Raw genomic sequence first — 23034 nt, 5'->3', positions numbered from 1 at the left:
TAAAAGTAGCCTCGGTCAGTATATCTTCCGTTGCCCCCATCTTAAAGGAGGATTCCTAAATCTTTGCGTTTTTAACGCCATAATTTATTCTAATGCCGCATTCCAAATGCCCTGATTTAACAAACCACCATGCAAACGAGGTTTAGTGCGGATTGATTAGAACGTACCCTAAACCATTCCCAAATATTGGCTATCAGAAAATTCCCTGGTCTTGTACCTGCGACTATAGTGATGAAAACTAATATAGGCATGCAATTTACCCTCATGTTCCTTGCCCCGGAGGACCTTGACTTCCTGCTGCCCTGCAGACCGGGAATTCCCTTCCAGGACATATTCTACCCTTTGGTCTTCAGCATTGTAGAGGACAAGCATTGCCTGATCAAAATGTCCGGCGCTGCCTTCGCCGATATTGTTTTCCCAGGAAAAGCTTACATGGTCATCATCCACCCAACTTACCTGGGCATTTTTTGCTCCTGTCAATGGCCCCATACTTATCTTCACCTTGGCAGGAAGCAGCTGCAGGGGATCTATGCCGCCACCATAAAAGGCATTTTTGGTGGTATAGCCCATGGCCACGTTCATCCCAGTGCGCATGCCTTTACGGAAAGCCTGAAAACCAAATTCAATCGGGGCTTTCAAGGGCCTGAGAAATCGGGAAGCCATGCTGAATTTGTTCCTGTAAAGTTGCTGAATAGGGGAAGGGTCACCGATCTTAGGTTCATCATTATGCTGTCGGGCATAGGTCTTCCCATCTACTACATAAAAAACTACCCCTCCTATTTTCCCTCTCAGTTTGCTGAATATTCCTTCTGCTTTTGCCATCATCAAAAAGATTTAAAAGTAAAACTTGGCTAACAATAATCCCTTATAAGTTAGGCAATTACCCTATAACAGTCAAGTATTTACCTTTACGGCTATAAGGATTAACCGAGGAACAATTCCAAATTATATTCGGATTTTACTCGGATATAACCGAGCTTGATCCGAAGGTGATCCGAGAGTGATCCCTGTGTGATCCGAAGATTATTTTGTTTTTCCTTGAATGGAAGTGAAAGTAGGGTAAGGACGGTTAGGAAGTGTGAAGTAAGAAAATGGAAGATAATCAAGAAGCCTCTTTAGATATTAGTCTTTAAAATAAAGAACTTACGCTTTATACTTGATATATAATTCCCATGTCCAATGACTAGCCTATTCCTTAAGCAGTTTTGCTTTAGCGATTTTTAGTAAGGCACGTTGTTCATCGTCAATTTGAGGAGGCTCAAGACCCATGTCCTGAATACGCTCCGTAATGATATCAGCTACCGCTGCCCTGGAAAACCATTTGTGATCAGCGGGAATAACATACCAAGGTGCATGCGCTGTACTTGTGGCACTAAGCATATCTTCATAGACCTTTTGATAATGGTCCCAATAATTGCGTTCGGTTAAATCTGCGGCAGAGAACTTCCATTGTTTATCAGCATCGTTCAATCTATCGAGAAACCGATCCTTCTGTTCATCCTTGGAGATATGAAGGAAGAACTTTATGATACACACATCCTGTCTGTCTATTATTTTTTCAAACTCATTGATGATATCATACCTTTCTTTCCATAATTGATCCAATGGTATATTTTTCTGTTTGGAGGGAATATGCTGGGTTTCCAAAAATTCAGGATGTACCTTTACGACCAACACTTCCTCATAATAGGACCGATTAAAAATCGCAACCCTGCCCCTAGCGGGTAATCTTTGCATAAACCGCCATAAAAAATGATGTGATCGCTCTGTTTCATTGGGCGCTTTGAAACTATGTACATCAATCCCCTGGGGATTCACGCCAGACATGACATGCTTGATGGTACCGTCCTTGCCTGCAGCATCCATGGCCTGTAATATGATCAGTACCGATTTTTGGGAGCTGGCCCAAAGCAACTCCTGTGCTTCTGCCAACTCTGAAACGTCTTCCAGCAAAGCACTTTTAGCTTCCTTTTTACCATGGAATCCTCCAGTAAATCCAGGATCATAATCCTTGAGGTTTACCTTTTTTCCTGGGGGGACCAAAAAATGGGAATGATCGAGTTTATGTTCCTTCTTGCTCATGATTTTAGATTTAAGGTTAGCTAAGTTGAAGTTTAGTCAAATCCTAATAGCAGTCTTCCCAGGATATTCTCAGTGTATAAGCCTTCCAAATGGACACAATAGATCAAGCGTCAATTGAAAATGAAAGACAATCTTATGATCCTATGATTTTTTTGACCTCACAGTATGATCATCATTTTATGATGAAAAACGGCTATTGTATAATATACAAAAAATTACATCCTAAACATTTGAAAGCTTATCAATTAAACCTAACCCCAACACTAAATCCCCAAGCTTAGAAGCTCGGGGATTCAGAGCTGCATGCTCAGCCCAATCTTTAGTCTAAGATCTAAATATCTAAATCAAGAAATCGCTTTTAGCCACTCCTCTGTTGGCTTTACCAGTTTCCTGGCCGTGGTATCAAATAATCCAATGCTCATCTCAACATCAGAGCATTTATTGCCTTGGCTGTCAACAATCCATTGCTTGATGATCCCTACTTTGGAATTATATTCAGTAGTTTTTGAAAAAATGGTGATCTGCTCCCGTAACTTCAATTCTTTGATAAAGCGAATTTTAATGTCCAAAATCACTGGTCCTAAACCCGTTGCCTTGATTTCCTTCAGGCCATAGCCATTCTCCGTAATAAACTGCCAGCGGGCCTCCTCATATATTTCCAGATAGGTGGCATTGTTTACATGCCCAAAAGTATCCAAGTGAAATTCCTTGATAATCATTGGATATTCAAATGTCCTGCTTTCCATTTCCTGTTTATTTTTAATCTTGTATGGTCATGTGCTAGTCTTCCACAGCTATTGAGCTAAAATTAAAGCCCTTCCTCATGCAGGCAAACTCCTCCTGTTTAGCTGCCAGTCACCTCTTTGATCATCAATTCGTCAAACCTGCCTAGCCGGACAGGCAGGCAAGCCTGCCTTCTTGCTTACCCTCTTCTTTAATTTCTTAACGCCCAATACCTGCAAGGCGGACCATCTTATTCGTTGGTCTGATCTCAGAAGTTTTTAGTCCATGGCACTTTTTCTTGGAAGGTTTAGCCACACTATTTCATATAGAGCTAGAAAATCAGCTTAATTAAAGCGCTTATAAAACTACCATTATTTTCTTATTTACGAGTGCTACAAGTTGATTTAATGACATTGCAAATCGGCGCATTGCATTATTAGAAAAGCTTGAAATTTCTTCAAATATCAAGGAGATAATGACATCAAAAAACATTCTATTTCCATGGGTCATTTCGACAAGCCCAATGACCGATGGAATTGCTGTAACATTTCATACCAAGACAGGATAAGTATTCGAACTATTCTTCACTATTTTAAAACATAATTCAATTGCAAAAATAAACTACTCGTCCTTAGATTAAACTCATCCGTTTTGTAGAGATCGGACAAGGCAGTTTGGTAGCGATAGCCGATGCCTGCATTGAGCTTTTCTGCCAGGTCATACTTCACGGAAGCTCCCAAAAACCCCTCTAAAAAGTAACCTTTACTATATTCCTCCAAATCATTTTTGATCTCAATATTATTCCTAAAACCTCCTGTCAATACTGGCCTTAATCTCCCCGTGGACAAGCTGTAATCCAATGACAAGGGGATGCTCAAAAACTGTTGTTCAATGATTCTTGGATTTGGAATACCTCTTCCCCTCAGAAAACATACAGAACAATCAAAAGCCCCGGTAAAATCCTTATTCGAATACAATAATCCAGTAGATAGCCCTAGCTTTTCATTAAACTTATACTGTCCCGTAAATCCAAGGCTATAGTTAAACTGGTTGAAATCGACATTATAACCTATAGAGGTTCCTAAAGTCACTAAATAATCAGATTGGTAGATTCCCTCCGCCAAGTTCAATTGATCCCAAGAAAATTCTAACCCTAAATTCCATTTGGAAATATTTTGTGCGTAAAGGCCATTTTGGATCAGGAAAAACGATAGTAAAAGAAGTTTTTTCATCATAACTAAAAATTGTTTTTTCACTAGACGTTATTTCCTGCTCAACTGCTACAGTAAATAAATGCGGGTGGATTTTTTTAAGTACTGTCCTGACCTCTCTTGCGATATGTCTCATTCGCTACCTTAGGTTTATATAATAACCCTATATTCCAATTGCCGCATTACAAATGCGCTAATTTAAAAACCCGCGTTACAAACGCGGGTTAGAAATTAAAATATAATAAATTGATACGTGGGTATGCAAAGCTACTTTCTCTGCTCTAAAAACCTTTAGCGAACTTAGCGACTTCTTCGCGCGCTTTGCGTGAAAAACCTTCCTAAACCTTTGGTCGCTTGGATTCCAGTTTGATATCCACAAGGTCTGTTACTATTATGGACTTTGAGGCCTTGTCAGAAAACATAATGTGTTCACGCAAAGAACTGTAAAGGTGATGCAAAGAACACAAAGGATACTTTTTCCACTCTGTAAATGATCTTGACAGTCATCGTTTGTAAAATGAAATCGAAAATCATTGGGTTCAGCCACACTATAAATCATCCCAAAAACCTTTAGCGAACTTAGCGACTTCTTCGCACGCTTTGCGTGAAAACCTTCCTAAACCTTAGGCCGCTTGGATTCCAGTTTGATATCCACAAGGTCTGTTACTATTATGGACTTTGAGGCCTTGTCAGAAAACATAATGTGTTCACGCAAAGAACTGTAAAGGTGATGCAAAGAACACAAAGGATACTTTTTCCACTCTGTAAATGATCTTGACAGTCATCGTTTGTAAAATGAAATCGAAAATCATTGGGTTCAGCCACACTATAAATCATCCCAAAAACCTTTAGCGAACTTAGCGACTTCTTAGCGCACTTTGCGTGAAAACCTTCCTAAACCTTTGGTCGCTTGGCTTGTAGCTTGATATCCACTAAGTCAGCCACCTTTATAGGTTTTTGGGCTTCTATGCTTTTTCTGGCTGCAATCCCAATCAAGATGGACATGGCTCCATCCCTGGTCCCTGCAGATTGCCTGTAAGGATCAGCCATATTCGGATCCTTAAAGAGTTTATCCTTCAACCTGGTATCTCCTCCACCATGGCCTCCACCTGAATGTGGAATGGTGATGATCTCCGTATCAGCAAAGTTTTTGGTCACCCTGATTTCATCGGCTGGCTTCTCCTCCCAAGGTTGGCTCTCTTTGATCCATGCTTCCAGCCTACCTTCAGTGCCATTGAAGGCAATGCGATAGCCTTCATAGGGCGAATATGTAGTCAGTGAATAACTGACCTGAACATCATTCATGTACTTGATCTGTACGGCCATCTTATCATAGATATCGATATCTTCTCGATAGACACAGCCATCCCTTAAATAACCATCATACTCTTCGTTATCAGTATAAAGACCAGTTAGCCTTTCGCTTTTGGTGATATCCCAGTAGAAATCACATTTGTCCTTATGTGGACAGGGCCGACAATTGGTATGTCGGAACTTGCCATTTTTGCCATAAAACTCCAACTTACCGTAAGCAAATACTTCCGCTGGATCGGAGTCCAACCACCAATTGAGCAAATCAAAATGGTGAGTAGCCTTATGCACCAGCAAAGTTCCTCCCTTTTCTCGATATCCATGCCATCTTCTGAAATAAGAAGCACCATGATCCGTATCCAAATACCAATGAAAATCCACTGAGGTTACTTTACCTATCTCTCCACTATGCAGCAATTCGTAAATTTTCTGGCGGTGGGGGCTGTAACGGTAATTGAAGGTCACAATGACCTTCTTGCCTGTTCTCCTTTCAGCATTTAGGATATTTTGACATTTGACTTCATCCGTGGTCATAGGTTTTTCCGTGATCACATTGGCCCCTGCTTCCAATCCCTTGATGATAAACTCATCATGGGTACAGTCCATGGTCGTTACAATAAGCACATCAGGCTTTACTTTCGCCATCATTTCATCAAAATCCACAAAGGTAGGACAGTCTACACCTATATATTTCTTTCCATAAGCCAACCTCCCTTCATTGATATCTGACAGGCCTACAAATTCCACTTCATTGGAATACTCCTCCATCACACTTCTCCCGAACATGCTGGTTCCACGTATACCAGTTCCTACTAGGGCAATACGTAATTTTTTGCTTGGATCATCCCTTAATGCCAGGGCTTTTGCGATTGGATGAACAAAAAATGAACCGGCCGCCATCATGCTCGCTTTACTGATAAACTCTCTTCGTTTTTTGTTGGTGGTTGTTGTTGACATTTGTTTTTGGGTTATCGTTTTTTACACACTTAATATAATAAAATATGTGTATCTGCTTTACTAAACATAGCCATTAGATTATTTTTAAGCTTTCCTACTTTTTATTCAGGTAATGTTTTATTCTTGATGGTCATCATGAATGCTTCGCATTTCCATTGATGAAAAAGTAGGCAAACCTGCCTTGCCGGCAGGCAGGAAATCTAGGCCGTGGAGCCTTCTCCAAATTGAGTCAAATACAGTTTCGATTAGGGCTATTTTCTCAATTTGATTTTGAAACACTTGTTACGGGCTAAAAATGAGCGGATATAGGAATCGATAGTGATCGAGACAGGTGCTTTATGCTGAGGAAACGATCTCGAAACGAGAGAGCCTGCCCTGCAAGCTGGCTACTCGCTAAAAACAGTCACTGACTGTTTTCTTTACGCTCATCCCTCCACGACGCGAGCTAGCTCATTTTCTTAACGCTCTCCTCAACCGTTCCAAAACCGAATGCTCCAAAGGCCAAACAAATGATTTCGATGAATATTTCGTTTCTCAGAGGATATGTTAAATGATACGGATACACATAGCTCAAAAAAATCCACTTCTTATTTAGCCAAAATTTCACAAAATAAGCCAATAGATATATTAAGTTAAGACTGGTAACAGACTGGCTTGTGTTTTGATTTAGTATATTCACAGCTGACAAAAAACAACTCATGACAACTACTGGTTATGCATAGGATTTTCTTGATTACGCTTCTCCTTATTTGCTCACTTGGACTTGGACTTTCACATGCCCAAGAACTTCAATCGGAACTTCTTGTTGGAGAATGGAAATTGGTAAAAAACGAAGCAGTGGATCAGATTAGGGATTCAAAGGCTTACTTATCTGCCAATCCAGAAAAAAGAATGGCCATGGAGGAAAGGATTAAAATCCTAATGTCCAATACTTACTATAAATTCAAAGACGAAAAGCAACTCGACTTCACCGATTTGGAAAGAGGTGATATCGTGCAAAGGCAAGCAGAATATAACTTGGAGGGCAATGTGCTTATAATAAATGAAATCAACCGAGATCGAAGCAAAAAGGCCAAAATCATTCAGCTGGATGGAAAAAGCCTCATCCTGGCCCCTATCATCAATGGTACAGAGCAGGAAGCAAAAATGGTATTCGAGAGATGGAAGTAATTATTTCCGAAGGCTTTTTATAGAATGGGGTTAGCCCGTTTTTTTTATAGACTTTCTAAAAACACCTCTTATATACAGTATCAAGGCCAAGATTAAAACATTTCCCGCCAGCCAAACAATATGCAATGGTACCCATATATGGATATATTCATTGATCAATAAGATCAGACAGGTAACACTAAAGTAGCTTAAGAGAAATTTAAAAAGGGATTCCAATTTCATTTTTGATAAAAACACCCCCGCCAAGATCAACAATAGGGGAGCGGAAAGAATAAGAGTAATGGTTTTTATTTCCTGAATATAATGCCCCAAAAGTATCACAAAAAACAGTGTCAGCGAAAATACTGCTAAGACAATTTTCAAGGAATATTTACCCATTGCATTAAATTTTTTAGAAAAAAAAAGCCATCCGCCATAGCGGAAGGCCTTTTTACATCCAAAACAAACAATTAACCAATTAAATTTCCTTCATCATCCCATTGTGCCAGTGTAGACCTGGTGTCTGGGTTCATATATAAAGGAATATATTTTTCTTCTAATTTGAATCCGTGTTTCGCCATTACCTCATCAGGAACACCATCCCAAACATTCGGACGGTTACCTTTATAATCAAGGTCTTTGAAGCCCTCTTGAGAAGTAAAGAAACCAGTAGATGTCAGGTTTCTTAGGGTGTTGAAAAACTTAACACCACGGCTCATTTCTGGCTTGGCCTTATCAGGATAAGCGATATCGTCAATAATCTCAATTCGCTGATCTTCGCTCGCCTCCATAAATGGCTTGCCAAACCTGTCCTCTGCCTCAGTATCCAGCCACATCAATCCACCTCTCATAGGAGTTTTGTAATATGGCATATCCTTGACGATAAACTCTATAAAATCAGGAACTCCAGCTTCAGTGGCACTTCCAGAGACATCGTCTTTTGGAATGATCACATCTACCAAGTAGTTCAACTTTTTCATTTCATCCTCTCTAAAGAAAACTTCCGCTTCCAATTCAGCATTGCGGATCATTTCTTCAGGAGTCCTGCCCCATTTGGTTCCCTCTCCGATAGTTGGAGCATGGGCAATTTCCTTAGGGGCTTCAGGACCACAACCAGTCATAAATAGACCAGAAGCCAAAGATCCAGTAAATAGCAGTTTTAAATTCTCTCTTCTATTCATCGTCCTGTCCTTTAGATATTTTTCTTTTTCAATTCGCTAACAATATAGTCTGATGTTCTCCAAGCCAATGCCAAGATGGTCCAAGTAGGGTTCTTATCAGCTTGAGAAACAAATGAACCACCATCAACCACAAATAGGTTTTTACACTCATGTGCCTGGCAGTTGCTGTTCAACACAGATGTTTTTGGATCATCCCCCATTCTGGTTGTACCTACTTCGTGGATAATTCTACCTGGGGCATGAAGACCGTATTTGGAATCTGGCCCGGCTTTTTCACCAAATAACACTGCACCCGCATTGGTCAACACCTCTTCAAAGGTGTCCTGCATGTGCTTAGCCTGATTGATTTCCTGGTCTGTCCAGTTATAGTTGAATTTCAATACTGGGATTCCGTATTTATCCACCGTGTTATTGTCGATCTCACAGTAGTTTTCATAACGAGGGATACTTTCCCCTCTTCCTGACATACCTACCATGGTTCCGAAATAACGACGAATATCTTTTTTCAATCCAGCACCATAACCACCAGCAGTTCCTGGATTTCCGAATTCATCCTTGATATGCTTTCTGATGGTATCCATTCCAAAACCAAAACCATAGCTTGGCATGGACATACCGCCCCAGTATTCAATATGATAACCTCTGGCAAAGTCCAACTTACTGTTGTCCAACCACCAAGGAGTATAGACGTGCATACCGCCTACACCATCTTCATTGTATTTTTGTCTGTCGACCAAATCAGGAATGAAGCCCATTCTATCAGAACCTGTAGAGTCATGTAGGTATCTACCGATCATACCACTGCTGTTACTCAAGCCATCAGGGTGAGCCTTGGACTTAGAGTTCAACATGATTCTGGCAGACTCACAAGCTGAAGCACCCAACACCACTACTCTCGACTTAAGCTTGTATTCCTTCATATCTACCTTGCTGATATAAGATACTCCAGTAGCCAAACCTTTATCATCAGTAGTAACCTTACGAACCATGGCATAAGTATAAAGGTCTACCTTGCCTTTTTTCATAGCTGGTTTCACCAAACAAGTACCCGCAGAGAAATCGGCATAGGCTTGACAAGCCCTGTTACACTGGTTACAGAAGAAACATGCTCCCCTTTCGTTGTTGATAGGCTTAGTAAGAATGGAAAGTCGAGAAGGCATTACTGGGATATTGACCTTATCTGCTCCCCTTTTGATGAACAATTCATGCAAACGTGGCTTGGGAGGTGGAAGGAAAAATCCATCTGGCTCATTATAGATTCCTTCTTTGGAGCCAAATACCCCAATCAGTTTATCTACTTTATCATAATATGGCTTTACGTCTTCGTAGCCGATAGGCCAGTTGTCACCTAAACCATCAATGTTTTTTCTTTTAAAATCATTAGGCCCAAAACGCAGGGAAATTCTTCCCCAGTGGTTGGTACGGCCACCCACCATCCTAGACCTGAACCAATCAAATTCAGTCCCGTCGGCTTTGGTATAAGGTTCACCATCAATATCCCATCCACCAATGGCCGCATCAAAATCACCAAAAGGTCTGTTTTGTGTGCTGGCGCCTCTACGTGGAGATTCCCATGGAAATCTAAGTTGGGTTCTGTCTTCCTCTTTGGCAGGGTCAAAATCTCCCCCCGCTTCAACAACGGCTACTGAAAATCCTGCCTCAGACAAGATTTTTGAGGCCATACCCCCTCCAGCACCTGAACCGACGATAATCACATCGTATGCTTCTCCGGGAGATTTTATTTGAAAACTCATACTGATTTATTTTAAAATTGTCTTTTAAGTTAGATTTTATTTGGCTATACCCAAAGAACATTACTGGAATTATGAATCATTTTTGTTCAAAACTAACAGAATATGTTTCTTAATTCTACTGAAATTGAAATATTTGATTAGGTTATTCTTTAGAACGGAAAGATATAAAAAAAATATTAGCTAAAAGGTTTTAGTGTTTTATACAAAAAAGATTGCCCGAGGGCATATTTTAATTTATTTTCAATAAAAAATCATATCCATTAATAACGTTGCTTTAAAAAAATCGATTCATTGCAAATAATGTAAAATTATAGTTTTGCTTGTTATAATTTAAAAATTATAAGCGGTGAAATTTTAGTTTGTATGAACAAGAAAAAAGCCAGTATTACAATACCGGCTCCAAGAATTCCCATACATTTTTGGCGACCACTTGATGCCCCTCAGCGGTAGGGTGGATTCCATCGGGCTGGTTTAGCGCCGCATTCCCGCCAACTCCTTCCAATAAAAATGGAATAAGCACCAAATCATTCTCCTTAGCAATTTCAGGGTACATTTTTCGAAACTCAGTGGTATATTCCTGTCCCATATTTGGGGGAATTTGCATGCCTGCTAGGATGATCTTGGTTTCAGGGTATTTCTGCTCGATCTTGTCTATAATTCCTTGCAGATTTTTCCTTGTTTCATCCAGTTGGATTCCCCTCAATCCATCATTGCCTCCCAGTTCCAAAATAAAAATATCCGGCTTGTCTTCTAAAAACCAATCAATCCTGGATAGCCCACTGGCAGAAGTCTCCCCACTAAGCCCTCCATTGATCACCTTATAATCCAGGGCTAAACTATCAATTGTATTTTGTATCAAAGCAGGAAAAGCTTGGGACTGATCCACCCCGTAGCCCGCTGTCATGCTGTCACCAAAAAAAAGAATGGTCTTTTTCTTTTCTTCAGCTGCTGGGCTAACCGCCGTTTCTGTCTCTTCCTTTTTCTCAGTACTTTGCTTTTGTTCAGAGCTACAGGAACCTAAAAAAACACCTACAATTGAAAGGCTTAATATTGACTTAAGTATACTTGTTTTGGTCATGTTGTGAAACTTATTGCTCCTAAATTACGATTTAATAACTTATTGACGTTAGAATAGCCTGCCCGGTTTTCTTTAACATACTTGTATTATACTTAACAATCCAAGGCCATTATGACCTAAATAATTACAAATTGGCCTAAAGAGCACTATCGGGTATGATAATCACGAAATTGATTAATTTTCCATTTGGGCCAAATTCTTTTACAGTTTCCAGGCCAAAGAACATATAAAACCAAAAGGGAGGCCAAAATTGTTTCCTGTTTCAATTAGAATTTAAATTTATGAGCATACTTTCTGTTAAAAATGTAAGTAAGATTTACCAAAGTGGTTCACGAAAATTGACCGTGTTGGACAATGTAAACATGAGTGTTGCTGCTGGTGACAGTGTGGCCATTGTTGGACCTTCTGGAAGTGGAAAAACCACCCTTTTGGGATTGTGTGCAGGCCTGGATAGCGCCAGTGAAGGAAGTATAAGCTTAAATGGACATCGGCTGGATGGGATGACAGAAGATGAAAGAGCTGCGGTGAGAAGCCAGGAAATAGGATTTATTTTTCAGAATTTCCAATTACTCCCCACCTTGACAGCATTAGAAAACGTGATGGTACCATTGGAATTGAAAAAGAGAAAGGATGCCAAGGACAAGGCTTTGGAATTATTGGAAAAAGTAGGACTTAAGGACAGAGCCACCCATTATCCAAGCCAATTATCAGGTGGAGAACAGCAACGGGTATCCATCGCCCGGGCCTTTGCCAATGAACCAAAAATTTTATTCGCTGATGAGCCAACGGGAAACCTTGACACCGAAACAGGTGAAATGATTGAAAATTTGATTTTTGACTTAAACAAGGCCTCAGGCACCACCTTGATCATGGTCACCCATGATACCGAGCTTGCGGCCAAGACCCATAAGATCATTCATATCAAAGGAGGAAAAATTCAAGAAAGTCAACATGCATAGATTGGAATGGATTCTTAAAATGGCCTTTAGGGATTTCCGACAAAACAAAGGCAAACTCCTACTTTTTATTTCCTCAATAGTGATCGGAATCGCTGCTTTGGTAGCCATCAGTTCATTTGGCGACAACCTTTCGAAGGACATAGACAATCAGGCAAGGGAATTACTTGGTGCCGACCTTGTCTTGGAAAACAATCAACCAATTGGAGATCAGGAATTGGATACCATGGCCATCGATCTGGCCGAGGAAATCAATTTTGCCAGTATGGTGTCCTTCACCAAATCCAATGAAAGCAGGCTGGTTCAGATCAGGGCATTGGAGGGAAATTTCCCATTCTATGGTGCCTTGGAAACCGCGCCTGTCTCTGCAGCTAGGGATTTCAGAGATGGACAACCAAAAGCTTTGGTGGAAAAGATCCTCATGGAACAGTTCAATGCATCCGTAGGTGATAGTATAAAAGTAGGCAATGTCCAATTTGTCATTGCAGGAGCTTTATTGGGTGCACCAGGACAAACAGGAATTACCGCTACCGTTGCTCCCATAGTATATATCCCCATGGAATATGCCGATGAGACTGGTTTGATCCAATATGGTAGCAGGGTAAACTACCAGAGGTATTATAGTTTTGATCAAGGAACAAATGTTGATGAATTGATCAAGCCCTATGATGAGATCTGGGAAGAAGATCATGTGGATGCAGACACTGTAGAAGACAAAAAGAGGTCCACCGGAAGGTCATTTGCCAATCTATCCGACTTCTTGAGCTTTGTAGCCTTTGTAGCCCTGCTTTTAGGATGTGTAGGCGTGGCCAGTGCGGTCAATGTTTTTGTAAAGGAAAAACTCGCTTCAGTGGCTGTCTTGCGTTGCCTGGGGGTTTCCTCCATGGACACCTTTTTGATTTACCTGACCCAAATCAAATTGATGGGCTTGGTAGGTTCCTTACTCGGAGCACTCTTGGGAAGCTTGATTCAGTTTATCTTGCCGCAGGTTTTCAGTGACTTTTTACCAGTAGATGTCACTGTGTCTGTCTCATGGAGAGCTGTTGCATTTGGGATCATAACAGGGCTGTTTATCTCGGTGTTGTTTGCCTTTCTCCCATTACTAAAAATAAGAAAGGTCCCTCCAATGATGACTTTGCGTACCGATGAGGATGCGGTGAAGTTCAGCAAGGACCCATGGAGATGGTTAGTAATGGTGGCCATTGGCGTATTTATATTTTCCTTCAGCCTATACCTTTTGGATGGTTGGGAGGAAGCCTTAGGTTTTACTGGATTTGTGGTCTTGGCCTTTGCCACTTTATGGTTTGTAGGCACTGGGATCATGTGGTTGATCAGAAGGTTTTTACCGCTTTCATTGAGCTACCCTATCCGACAATCCTTGGCCAATCTCTACAGGCCAAACAATCAAACCATTTCCTTGATTGCTACCATAGGTTTGGGCACGGCCATGATTTCCACTCTGTTCTTTGTACAAAACCAATTGCTGGACCAGGTAAAATTTGCCGACAAGGAAGACCAGCCCAATATGCTCTTTTTTGACATTCAAACCTCCCAGGTGGAAAAAGTAAAACAGTCTGTATTGAATGAAGGCTTACCTGTAATGCAGGAAGTACCCATAGTCACCATGAGACTGGAGACGATAAACGGGGTGGACAAAAGTGAAAATGCAGAACTACCAGATGAGGAAAAAAGATCCAGGGGTCTTTATAATAGAGAATTCAGGGTTACTTACAGAGATAGCCTAATAAAATCAGAAAGCTTAGCAGAGGGCAAATTGCATCGGGTGGAATCCCCGAAGGATAGTATTTATATCTCCTTTGACAAAGGATACGCAGGAAGAACTGGCATAAAAATGGGCGATGAAATTGTATTCAATGTACAAGGAAGGCCTATTAAAACCTATGTAGGCAGCTTTAGAGAGGTGAATTTCAGACAGGTTTCCACCAATTTCTTGGTGCTGTTCCCGGAAAATGTACTGGAAAAAGCCCCAAAATTCCACGTTGTCATTACCAAATCCGAAACTGATAAGCAGGCAGCCCAGGTACAGAACAAAATTGTAAAATCCTTCCCGAATATTTCTGTCATCAACCTTGGCTTAATTGTAGACACCTTTGAAGAGATTTTGGGCAAGATCAGCTTTGTCATACAATTCATGGCCCTGTTCAGCATTATCACTGGGATCTTGGTATTGGTAAGCTCCTTGATCATAAGTAAATACCAAAGGATGCGGGAAAGCATTCTGTTAAGGACCTTAGGAGCAAGTTCCCCAGTGGTCAGAACAATCAATACCATGGAATATTTCTTTTTGGGAAGTCTTGCTTCCCTAAGCGGCATTTTACTTTCTTTTCTGGCCACAGCCATGCTGAATATTTGGGTATTTGAATTTCCAGTACAATGGGCCTGGAAGGAAGCGGGAATCATATATGTGATGATTACGGCCATCACTGTACTCCTAGGCTGGTTAAATGGCAAGAACATTATCAATAAACCTCCCATGGAGATTTTGAGAAGTTGATTGTAAAGACATAAGATATATTATAAGGACAAGGCCTATTGTATCAAGCTCTATCATTTTGAGATTAGCAACTGTCCTATGTATTCAAGAAGAAATTGAAGTTTGTTTAAGTCAATTTATTAAGAATACGCAATGCACGAAGAGGGAATCTTGGTACTTCGACAAGCTCCGTAGCCAAGACTCCCTCTAACTTTTTAATATGCGTTATCTGTAATTATACTAAAGTACATTTTTTGAAGCATCGGATGACTGGAAGGAATGCTTCGTCAGATCAAAATGAAATAAGGAAAAGACTTTTGAGGTATGCTTATTTTATCCCTTCAAATGGTATAAAGGCTATTTTTCAATTATTTATAAAAAAATATTTCCCGAATTGAAACCTTTTACCTTAATTAGATGTATATACATTAAATACAATAACAAAAAATAATATGAAGCTTGAAGATGCAATACAGCAAAAGACTTTTAAAAGTCCCATGAATAAAGCGGTGGTAAACTTGCTTTATACCCAAAGCTATATTGTGACGCAACAGGTGAAATTATTCAAGCCATATGGTATATCTCCCGAGCAATATAATGTCTTGAGAATTTTAAGGGGACACCATCCGGAACCAATGACAGTATCTTCCATTCAGGATAGGATGCTAAACAAAATGTCCAATGCCTCCCGTTTGGTGGAAAAGCTAAAGCAAAAGGGTTTTGTAAACAGAAAAGAGTGCCCGAATGACAGAAGGCAAGTAGATATTAATATTACCAAAGAAGGATTGACATTACTTGAAAAATTGGATGAAGAGATCCAAAGGCTAAATAAAGAAGTCATTAACCTAAGCGAGGAAGAGGCCAACACCCTCAATGACCTTTTGGACAAACTAAGGGGGTAAAAAAATTTAAAACATTAGATGTATACACATACAATGTACATACTCAGAAAATAAATATCATAAAACAATAAAAACAAATCTAGTTATGAGTACTACAAAATGGACTATCGACCCTACACATTCAGAAATCAACTTCAAAGCAAAGCATTTGGTGATTTCAACAGTGACTGGGAAATTTAAAAAATTTGAAGGTGAAGCAGAAGCTGCAGCTCAGGATTTTGATGGAGCAAATGTTGGGTTTACTGCAGATATCGACAGTATTGACACCAACCAATCTGACAGAGATGCCCACTTGAAATCAGGTGATTTCTTTGATGCAGAGAAATACCCAAAACTAAAATTTGCAAATGGAGTATTAGTTAAAAATGGAGGTGATTACCTACTTAAAGGAGATCTAACCATAAAAGACACTACTAAACCTATAGAACTATCTGTAGACTTTGGAGGAGTGGCCGAAGATCCCTATGGAAATACCAAAGCAGGCTTTGAGCTTGAAGGTAAGATTAGTAGAAAAGATTATGGCCTTACGTGGAATGCTGTTACTGAAGCAGGCAGTGTAGTAGTAGGTGATCAGATCAAGATCTTGGCCAGCATACAGTTGGTGAAAAACTAATTAAAATTAAATCCCGCATATTTAAAATGACCATGGTATTAACCATGGTCATTTTATTTTTTGGCCTTGTACTTTTTATATTTCCCCCAGAAATAAATAGGAAAAATTAGCGCTTTCAATTTCCATTGATTTTTTTCATTAAAGCTTAATTCCTCGTCCTTGTGTACGGTGATATACATCATAGAGGCCATTATGGCATGTCCGAATAACAAAAGGAATAGTATTGCGTATAGGATAAGTTCTTTCATTTTTTGGGATGGATTAATACCAAGCTATTCCCATGAAAATTGGTAAATTCTTTATATATTATGATAAGGAGGCCAGGCCTCACTTTTAATTATTTTAAACTGGAAAATAGCACTGCGAATATCCATAAATAAACTCGTAATGAAAATAGCTTTGATCAAAGAAGGTAAAATTCCCAGTGACAGGCGTGTGCCCTTTAGTCCCCAACAAGTAAGCGCATTGAACCAGAAATATGAGGGGAAAGCTTCTTTTGTAGTTCAATCCAGTGACATTAGGGCCTTTACAGATGAAGAGTATGAAGCGGAAGGCGTTGAATTGGTTGAAGATGTATCTGACTGCGATGTTTTGATGGGAGTGAAAGAGGTCCCTATTCATGATCTGATTGCAGAAAAAACCTATTTTTTCTTTTCACATACCATCAAGGCCCAACCCTATAACAGGGGTTTGCTTCAGGCCATTTTAAGAAAAAACATTCAGCTGATAGATTACGAAATCCTACGTCATGGAGGAGAGAGGGTCGTAGCCTTTGGGAGATGGGCCGGCATAGTTGGTGGCTATAATGGCTTATGGACATATGGTAAAAAGACCGGATTGTTTGACCTAAAAAGGGCAAAGGACTGCTTCGATATGGAAGAGCTCCATGCAGAATTGAAAAACATTCAATTGCCACCTATTAAAATGGTCATAACAGGCAATGGCCGTGTAGGCAATGGAGTAAAGGAAATTCTACTCGTGGCTGGTATCAGGGAAGTCAGTCCAAAAGAACTGATCAATAATTATTATGAAGAGCCTGTATTTGCCCAATTGGCCATGGAGGATTATAATCGAAGAAAAACCGATGGTGGCTATGAAAAACAGGAATTTTATTCCCAAGCTGAGAAATATGAAAGTCACTTTTTCAAGTACGCAGAGGTAAGCGAGATCCTATTCGCTGCCGCCTATTGGGATCCTAAAGCCCCTAAATTATTTGAACAAAACGATTTACAAAAGGAGGAATTTAACCTCTCTGTCATTGCCGATATCACCTGCGACATCAATGGTTCGGTCCCTACCACCATTAGACCAAGCACCATTGCTGACCCGGTGTATGACGTGGGCAGATTGAATCTAGAGGAATTGCCAGCCTTTGGCTCTCAGCACAGCATATCGGTCATGGCCATTGACAATTTGCCCTGTGAGCTGCCAAGAGATGCTTCTGAGGATTTTGGTGCACAGCTAATGGAAAATGTCATCCCTGCATTACTTGCTGATGAGGAACAAGACATCATTGCAAATGCATCCATAACAAGAGATGGGGCATTGACAGAAAGGTTCAGCTATCTAAAAGACTTTGTAAAAGAGATTCCTTCAGATCATGCTTGATATCAAAAGGTATATAGAACACACCCTATTAAGTCCCACGCTTACCGATCGCCATATCAACCAATTGATTCTTCAAGCTCGCGAATATCACTTTCACGGAGTTTGCGTCCCACCTTTTTGGGTCAAAAAGGTGAAGCGGGAATTAGAGGACCTAAATATGCAAGTTGTCACCGTGGTTGGATTTCCGTTGGGCTACCAAATGACCGAGACCAAAGTCTTTGAAACGGAAAGGGCTATTAAAGATGGCGCTGATGAGATAGATGTGGTTTGGTCACTATCTGCCTTCAAGTCAGGCATGAACTGGCCAAAAATTGAGCTGGCCAAACTCTCAACCTTATGCCATGATCATGGCAAGGTATTGAAAGTAATTATAGAAACCGGTTATTTAAGCCAACAAGAAATTATTGAAGCCTGTAAAATCGGCAGCGATGCGGGGGTAGACTTTATAAAGACTTCTTCAGGCTATGCTGAATCAGGAGCCAGAAAGGAAGACATTCAATTAATGAGAAGGATTTTGCCCAGCAATGTAGGGATCAAAGCCAGCGGAGGAATAAAAACTTATGAACAGGCCAAAACCATGATAGAAGCTGGCGCAGACCGCATTGGAACAAGCTCAGGGATGGAAATACTTAAAGAATGGGAAATAGCAAAATCAATTAAATGAGGTATCAGGATCTTTTTCTACCTGAATAACAGTTCCCTGATTATCATAATCCAGCTTTCTTACATCCCCATCTCTATTGAAATAAATCAGCAAAAACGGAATGATAAAGAAAGCCATCAAAATATAGACAATACCGATGATTTTCCTTTGGGCTGCCTGTCGGCCAAAATAAATGGCCATTTTAACGGGTATATTTCTCAGTGCAGGAAAAGGCAGAAATATCAAAGTCCCAAAAAAATTGATGAGAAAGTGGACCAAGGCAATAGCAATTGCAGCCTCATTTTTAAACATTGCAGCAATTGCCGCAGTAATGGTTGTTCCTATATTAGCGCCAAGAATAAAAGGGAATACTTTATTTAAAGATACTTTTTTTGTTGCTACCGCTGGGACCAATAAGGAAGTGGTCACCGTACTGGACTGTACCGCAGCTGTAAAGAACATCCCATAAAGGAAACCCCTATATGGATTTTTGAAAATATGCTTGCTGACCTGCTTGAAATCCTTGGAAAGAAAGGTCTTGTAAACCGAGGATGACAATAGCTTAATGGACAAAAATATCAGCAGTACACTGATGATCAATGAGACTACAGGAATGTTAACCAATTCCACCAGAAAATTTGTCAAAGGCCGTGTAAAAATCACATTATAGGAGAATCGATCATGCAATATATGCCCTTCACTGAAGACACTGATCGATACCATGCTGGCGATTTTGCTTAAAAAGCCAAAATAATATTCAAGTGGTAGGAGAATGATTACCGTGATAATATTGAAGATATCGTGTAATACCCCAGCTGAAATGGCTTTTCTAAACTCTCCTTTCTTCATGATAAAGGTAAAGGAGACCAAAGTGGAAGTGATGGTTGTACCGATATTTGCCCCCATAACCAGAGGTACTGCCTGCATGATACTGAGATTTCCCGCAGCCACCACTGCCACTACCATGGCGGTAACAGTGCTGCTGGATTGAATAAGGGCAGTCATTAGAAGCCCTATAAAAAGCCCAACGAATGGATTATTGGTGGCCATAAATATTTTATTGGCCACTTCATTATTTAGGTGAAGCAAAGAAACGGTAAGAAGATCAATAGAGACCATGAAAAGGACCAATGCAATTAATATTTGCATTCCCATAAACAACCGCTTTGAAGATGTTTTTTGTTCTAAGGTCTCTGCCATTTAATTTAGTGTCTCCTCCAATAAGGCCCAATTAATCCAATTCACAAAATTAAGCCTAAGCTAAACAGATAATATGAGATAATATATGAAGCTTATGTTAACAATATCCCAAAAAAAGGTGAATTCCTGATAATTAGCTCAATATTTTATTCGTGGTAAATCGCTTTTTTATGTTAATCGTTTTGTAAAAATAATATTAAAAAGCATATTGTAAAACGTAACGATAGTTTTATGGGGGTAATAGACGAAGTTAACAATTTGTTAATATTATCTCGATTAAACTTAATTAACTTTGTGGCCTATTTAAAAAACCGCCAAAAACAAATCTATGGCTAAGCTTAAAGATCAAAACATCAATCAGGACGCACTATCCAAAGCGGCCTATTCACTTTTTGATTTTACAAAAAAAGAAAAATCTTTCCTCCTTGTACTATGTATCCTGGTATCCATTGCTGGTTTTATCACCCAATATACCTATGCAGCAATGTGGTTCGGCTTTACCTTGGCAGCATATTCTGCCATCGGTAATGACAGTATTCAGACCATTGGAACTTTTATTGCATCCAATCAAAGAAAAAAATGGTATTGGCTATGGCTCTTTATGGGCGGTATATTCGTTGCCACTGCCGTTTACAGTTGGATCAATTATGGAGGAGATGTGAGTTACCAGCGCCTTTATGTAAAAGGACTTGATAAGGCTCCTGAAAAGTTTGTATTCCTTCAGTTGGCCGCCCCAATTGTCCTTATGGTAATGACCAGGATGAGAATGCCCGTATCTACGACTTTCTTGCTTCTCAATGTATTTACCTATAAGGCCGGAACTATTGCTGGAGTAGTGCAAAAAAGTTTAATAGGCTATTTATTGGCCTTTGTTATTGCCATAGTATTCTGGTTCGTGTTGGAGAAATTTGTCACTAATTACCTGAAAGGCAAAGCCAAAAACTATTGGTATATCCTTCAGTGGATTACTTCAGGTACTCTTTGGTCGCTATGGTTGATGCAGGATGCAGCGAATATCGCCGTATTCTTGCCTAGAGCACTAAATATCTATGAGTTTTTGGCTTATACAGGATTTATCTTCTTTGGATTAGGCTTTTTGTTCTACTTCAAAGGTGATAGGATTCAGGGTATCGTAAACGAAAAATCGAAAGTAACCGATGTAAGGGCAGCAACTATTGTGGATTTTATCTACTGTATTCTTTTGTTCTACTTCAAAATGTACAGCAAGATGCCAATGAGTACCACTTGGGTATTTATCGGTTTGCTGGGAGGTAGAGAAATAGCGATAGCACTTTCCAAGTCCAAAAAGCTCAAGAAAAGAAAAGCGAGGTTGTACAGGGCATATAAAATGGCCAGCAATGACGTGTTGAAAGCAACAATAGGATTAGTAGTATCCTTGATATTGGCACTGATCATTAATGAAGGGATCAGAAAAGAAATATTTGATTTGATTTTCTAAAAAAATATAAAGCGGCTTAGGCCGCTTTTTTTTTGCCTCATAATTAACCTTTTGTTCCTACACTACCTTTCGGGGTTTTGTCACTAAACAAAATTACCTTAACTTCATTGACTAAATTATCAATGATGGAATTATATTCCCCTGAATATTTCATGAACGAGGCTCTCAAACAAGCCAAGCTAGCCTTTGAAGATGATGAAATACCAGTAGGTGCGGTAATAGTTTGTAGGAATAGAATTATTGCCCGTGCCTATAATCAAACAGAAAAGCTCACGGATGTAACCGCCCATGCAGAAGTTCTTGCTATTACAGCTGCTTCTGATGCACTAGGGGCAAAGTACCTGACCGAGTGTGAGCTCTATGTTACTTTAGAGCCTTGCATTATGTGTGCAGGGGCAAGCTTCTGGGCCCAACTTGGAGGCATCCACTTTGCGGCCTCTGATCCTAAAAGGGGATATGGAAGATTGTCAGAGCAAGTCCTTCACCCTAAAACCAAGGTTTCAAGTGGTTTAATGGGAGAAGAAGCCAAGTCACTATTGGATGCTTTTTTCAAAAAGTTGAGAAAATAGCAGTTTAAAATGATTTGGAGAACCATTTTTGATTGATCTTGGTTTGTTGAGTAAGCAATTAAAAGAAGAATTATTATTTAATGTTAAACTATAAAATTTTATAAAACAATGGCTTTTGAGTTACCACAATTACCTTATGATTTCAATGCATTGGAACCAAGTATCGATGCTAGAACAATGGAAATTCACCACGGAAAGCACCATAATGCTTATGTAACTAAATTGAATGATGCCATTGCCGGTACTGACCTTGAAGGCAAAAGCCTTGAAGAGTTGATGAAAGTAGCTGGCTCAAATACAGCAGTAAGAAATAATGGTGGTGGTCACTATAACCACTCACTTTTCTGGACTATTCTTTCTCCAAACGGCGGAGGAGCTCCAACAGGTGAATTGGCTTCAGCTATCGATGCTAAATTCGGTTCATTTGATGCTTTTAAGGAAAAATTCAACACTGCCGCGGCCACTAGATTTGGTTCTGGATGGGCTTGGTTATGTGTTGATACCAAAAAAGAACTTTGTGTATGCTCTTCTCCTAATCAGGACAACCCTGTCATGGACGTAGCTGAGTGCCCAGGTACTCCTATCCTTGGATTGGATGTTTGGGAACATGCTTATTATTTGAACTACCAAAACAGAAGACCTGATTATATCTCTGCTTTCTGGGATGTAATCAATTGGGAAGAAGTAAGCAAAAGATACGCAGCTGCTAAATAATCAGTAAGCAAAGATTTAAATTAACTGATATAGTCCTCGGTCCCTGTTTTGGGCCTGGGACTTTTTTTGTTCGTATTCCTCCATATTAGCTTTTTCAGCCATTTTGTTAATCGGGATTTGTAATCCCGATTAACAATAAAAGAGGATTTTAAATCCTCCACTATTTCAAGTTCAGGATTGCAAATCCTGAACAGCCCGATTACAAATCCATAACAGCCTGAGCTCCTTACAAATCCTGAACAGCCTAAATAACCCTACCCTGTCTTTTTAAAGACACCCCACTTCCTCCTCTAGGTATTGCTATCCCGGCTTCTTTGTCCATTCCATAAACGTACGCTAAAAGTGTACGGTATTGATACAGTCACTTTCCATAAAGATACAGTAAAATGCATCCTACGAGAAGTTTAAAGGGGTTTGCTCCTTTTGGCAT

21 protein-coding genes are annotated in these 23034 nt (G+C 39.9%); 10 read left to right on the top strand and 11 right to left on the bottom strand.

The features are described from left to right. Positions 1-168: 168 nt before the first annotated feature. From KMW37_RS21320 to KMW37_RS21300, 5 genes are all read right to left on the bottom strand, one after another. A complete protein-coding gene (locus KMW37_RS21320; RefSeq protein WP_215226672.1) occupies positions 169-825 on the bottom strand; it encodes a DUF6266 family protein in 657 nt (218 codons plus the stop codon). Between the two features lie 363 nt (positions 826-1188). Next, entirely contained in the window at positions 1189-2082 is an 894-nt protein-coding gene (locus tag KMW37_RS21315; RefSeq protein WP_215226671.1) for a polyphosphate kinase 2 family protein, read from the bottom strand. A 344-nt stretch (positions 2083-2426) separates the two neighbouring features. Further along, complete coding sequence (locus KMW37_RS21310) at positions 2427-2828, bottom strand: acyl-CoA thioesterase (protein ID WP_215226670.1); 402 nt, start codon at positions 2826-2828, stop codon at positions 2427-2429. 564 nt (positions 2829-3392) lie between these two features. Then, the gene (locus KMW37_RS21305) at positions 3393-4040 is read right to left on the bottom strand and encodes an outer membrane beta-barrel protein (protein ID WP_215226669.1); all 648 of its coding nucleotides are present in this window, start codon (positions 4038-4040) and stop codon (positions 3393-3395) included. Positions 4041-4910: 870 nt separating this feature from the next. Then, on the bottom strand, positions 4911-6284 hold the full coding sequence (locus KMW37_RS21300) for a Gfo/Idh/MocA family protein (RefSeq protein ID WP_215226668.1): 1374 nt from the start codon (positions 6282-6284) through the stop codon (positions 4911-4913). Positions 6285-6998: 714 nt separating this feature from the next. Between KMW37_RS21300 and KMW37_RS21295 the strand changes: the two genes are divergently transcribed. After that, positions 6999-7454, top strand: coding sequence for a lipocalin family protein (locus KMW37_RS21295; RefSeq protein ID WP_215226667.1), 456 nt, complete (start codon positions 6999-7001; stop codon positions 7452-7454). A 30-nt stretch (positions 7455-7484) separates the two neighbouring features. Here the strand turns inward: KMW37_RS21295 and KMW37_RS21290 are convergent, their stop codons facing one another. From KMW37_RS21290 to KMW37_RS21275, 4 genes are all read right to left on the bottom strand, one after another. Further along, positions 7485-7832 carry a hypothetical protein gene (locus tag KMW37_RS21290; protein ID WP_215226666.1) on the bottom strand — a complete coding sequence of 116 codons (348 nt, stop codon included), beginning with the start codon at positions 7830-7832 and terminating at the stop codon, positions 7485-7487. A 71-nt stretch (positions 7833-7903) separates the two neighbouring features. Continuing rightward, positions 7904-8614: a gluconate 2-dehydrogenase subunit 3 family protein gene (locus KMW37_RS21285; protein ID WP_215226665.1), complete on the bottom strand. Its 711-nt coding sequence runs from the start codon at positions 8612-8614 to the stop codon at positions 7904-7906. A gap of 11 nt (positions 8615-8625) precedes the next feature. Then, positions 8626-10368 carry a GMC oxidoreductase gene (locus KMW37_RS21280; RefSeq protein ID WP_215226664.1) on the bottom strand — a complete coding sequence of 581 codons (1743 nt, stop codon included), beginning with the start codon at positions 10366-10368 and terminating at the stop codon, positions 8626-8628. Between the two features lie 385 nt (positions 10369-10753). Beyond that, on the bottom strand, positions 10754-11446 hold the full coding sequence (locus tag KMW37_RS21275; protein WP_215226663.1) for an arylesterase: 693 nt from the start codon (positions 11444-11446) through the stop codon (positions 10754-10756). 281 nt (positions 11447-11727) lie between these two features. Here KMW37_RS21275 and KMW37_RS21270 point away from each other — a divergent pair, with 281 nt between their 5' ends. The 4 genes from KMW37_RS21270 (at position 11728) to KMW37_RS21255 (ending at position 16411) form a co-directional block, all read left to right on the top strand. Then, positions 11728-12405 carry an ABC transporter ATP-binding protein gene (locus KMW37_RS21270; RefSeq protein ID WP_215226662.1) on the top strand — a complete coding sequence of 226 codons (678 nt, stop codon included), beginning with the start codon at positions 11728-11730 and terminating at the stop codon, positions 12403-12405. Further along, positions 12398-14917, top strand: a complete 2520-nt coding sequence (locus KMW37_RS21265; protein WP_215226661.1) for an ABC transporter permease — start codon at positions 12398-12400, stop codon at positions 14915-14917. Before KMW37_RS21270 ends, KMW37_RS21265 begins: the two co-directional genes overlap by 8 nt. A gap of 431 nt (positions 14918-15348) precedes the next feature. Further along, positions 15349-15798, top strand: coding sequence for a MarR family winged helix-turn-helix transcriptional regulator (locus KMW37_RS21260; RefSeq protein ID WP_215226660.1), 450 nt, complete (start codon positions 15349-15351; stop codon positions 15796-15798). Positions 15799-15883: 85 nt separating this feature from the next. Further along, complete coding sequence (locus KMW37_RS21255) at positions 15884-16411, top strand: YceI family protein (RefSeq protein WP_215226659.1); 528 nt, start codon at positions 15884-15886, stop codon at positions 16409-16411. Positions 16412-16464: 53 nt separating this feature from the next. Here KMW37_RS21255 and KMW37_RS21250 read toward each other — a convergent pair whose 3' ends face one another. Further along, positions 16465-16659 carry a hypothetical protein gene (locus KMW37_RS21250; protein ID WP_215226658.1) on the bottom strand — a complete coding sequence of 65 codons (195 nt, stop codon included), beginning with the start codon at positions 16657-16659 and terminating at the stop codon, positions 16465-16467. Between the two features lie 139 nt (positions 16660-16798). On the opposite strand from KMW37_RS21250, the gene KMW37_RS21245 reads away from it, so the two are divergent. Both KMW37_RS21245 and deoC read left to right on the top strand, forming a co-directional pair. Next, positions 16799-18019 (top strand): NAD(P)-dependent oxidoreductase, encoded by a 1221-nt coding sequence (locus tag KMW37_RS21245; protein ID WP_215226657.1) that lies wholly within the window; start codon positions 16799-16801, stop codon positions 18017-18019. Then, a complete protein-coding gene (deoC, locus tag KMW37_RS21240; RefSeq protein ID WP_215226656.1) occupies positions 18012-18683 on the top strand; it encodes a deoxyribose-phosphate aldolase in 672 nt (223 codons plus the stop codon). The genes KMW37_RS21245 and deoC overlap by 8 nt, the downstream gene beginning before the upstream one ends. On the opposite strand, the gene KMW37_RS21235 is transcribed toward deoC, so the two are convergent. Next, positions 18672-19862, bottom strand: coding sequence for a Na/Pi symporter (locus KMW37_RS21235; protein WP_215226655.1), 1191 nt, complete (start codon positions 19860-19862; stop codon positions 18672-18674). The genes deoC and KMW37_RS21235 overlap by 12 nt on opposite strands. 328 nt (positions 19863-20190) lie before the next feature. Between KMW37_RS21235 and KMW37_RS21230 the strand changes: the two genes are divergently transcribed. The 3 genes from KMW37_RS21230 to KMW37_RS21220 all read left to right on the top strand — a co-directional run bounded on the left by KMW37_RS21230 (position 20191) and on the right by KMW37_RS21220 (position 22604). Beyond that, a complete protein-coding gene (locus KMW37_RS21230) occupies positions 20191-21321 on the top strand; it encodes a hypothetical protein (RefSeq protein WP_215226654.1) in 1131 nt (376 codons plus the stop codon). 125 nt (positions 21322-21446) lie between these two features. Continuing rightward, a complete protein-coding gene (locus KMW37_RS21225; RefSeq protein ID WP_215226701.1) occupies positions 21447-21890 on the top strand; it encodes a nucleoside deaminase in 444 nt (147 codons plus the stop codon). Positions 21891-21998: 108 nt separating this feature from the next. Then, a complete protein-coding gene (locus KMW37_RS21220) occupies positions 21999-22604 on the top strand; it encodes a superoxide dismutase (RefSeq protein WP_215226653.1) in 606 nt (201 codons plus the stop codon). Positions 22605-23034 lie beyond the last annotated feature (430 nt).

The organism is Echinicola shivajiensis (genome assembly GCF_018642165.1).
Taxonomy (GTDB): domain Bacteria; phylum Bacteroidota; class Bacteroidia; order Cytophagales; family Cyclobacteriaceae; genus Echinicola; species Echinicola shivajiensis.
This window is presented reverse-complemented; position numbering and strand designations above follow the sequence as displayed.

Coding starts and splice junctions, on each gene's coding strand:
- KMW37_RS21320 (WP_215226672.1), bottom strand. CDS start 825: ATGATGGCAAAAGCAGAAGGAATATTCAGCAAACTGAGAGGGAAAATA.
- KMW37_RS21315 (WP_215226671.1), bottom strand. CDS start 2,082: ATGAGCAAGAAGGAACATAAACTCGATCATTCCCATTTTTTGGTCCCC.
- KMW37_RS21310 (WP_215226670.1), bottom strand. CDS start 2,828: ATGGAAAGCAGGACATTTGAATATCCAATGATTATCAAGGAATTTCAC.
- KMW37_RS21305 (WP_215226669.1), bottom strand. CDS start 4,040: ATGATGAAAAAACTTCTTTTACTATCGTTTTTCCTGATCCAAAATGGC.
- KMW37_RS21300 (WP_215226668.1), bottom strand. CDS start 6,284: ATGTCAACAACAACCACCAACAAAAAACGAAGAGAGTTTATCAGTAAA.
- KMW37_RS21295 (WP_215226667.1), top strand. CDS start 6,999: ATGCATAGGATTTTCTTGATTACGCTTCTCCTTATTTGCTCACTTGGA.
- KMW37_RS21290 (WP_215226666.1), bottom strand. CDS start 7,832: ATGGGTAAATATTCCTTGAAAATTGTCTTAGCAGTATTTTCGCTGACA.
- KMW37_RS21285 (WP_215226665.1), bottom strand. CDS start 8,614: ATGAATAGAAGAGAGAATTTAAAACTGCTATTTACTGGATCTTTGGCT.
- KMW37_RS21280 (WP_215226664.1), bottom strand. CDS start 10,368: ATGAGTTTTCAAATAAAATCTCCCGGAGAAGCATACGATGTGATTATC.
- KMW37_RS21275 (WP_215226663.1), bottom strand. CDS start 11,446: ATGACCAAAACAAGTATACTTAAGTCAATATTAAGCCTTTCAATTGTA.
- KMW37_RS21270 (WP_215226662.1), top strand. CDS start 11,728: ATGAGCATACTTTCTGTTAAAAATGTAAGTAAGATTTACCAAAGTGGT.
- KMW37_RS21265 (WP_215226661.1), top strand. CDS start 12,398: ATGCATAGATTGGAATGGATTCTTAAAATGGCCTTTAGGGATTTCCGA.
- KMW37_RS21260 (WP_215226660.1), top strand. CDS start 15,349: ATGAAGCTTGAAGATGCAATACAGCAAAAGACTTTTAAAAGTCCCATG.
- KMW37_RS21255 (WP_215226659.1), top strand. CDS start 15,884: ATGAGTACTACAAAATGGACTATCGACCCTACACATTCAGAAATCAAC.
- KMW37_RS21250 (WP_215226658.1), bottom strand. CDS start 16,659: ATGAAAGAACTTATCCTATACGCAATACTATTCCTTTTGTTATTCGGA.
- KMW37_RS21245 (WP_215226657.1), top strand. CDS start 16,799: ATGAAAATAGCTTTGATCAAAGAAGGTAAAATTCCCAGTGACAGGCGT.
- deoC (WP_215226656.1), top strand. CDS start 18,012: ATGCTTGATATCAAAAGGTATATAGAACACACCCTATTAAGTCCCACG.
- KMW37_RS21235 (WP_215226655.1), bottom strand. CDS start 19,862: ATGGCAGAGACCTTAGAACAAAAAACATCTTCAAAGCGGTTGTTTATG.
- KMW37_RS21230 (WP_215226654.1), top strand. CDS start 20,191: ATGGCTAAGCTTAAAGATCAAAACATCAATCAGGACGCACTATCCAAA.
- KMW37_RS21225 (WP_215226701.1), top strand. CDS start 21,447: ATGGAATTATATTCCCCTGAATATTTCATGAACGAGGCTCTCAAACAA.
- KMW37_RS21220 (WP_215226653.1), top strand. CDS start 21,999: ATGGCTTTTGAGTTACCACAATTACCTTATGATTTCAATGCATTGGAA.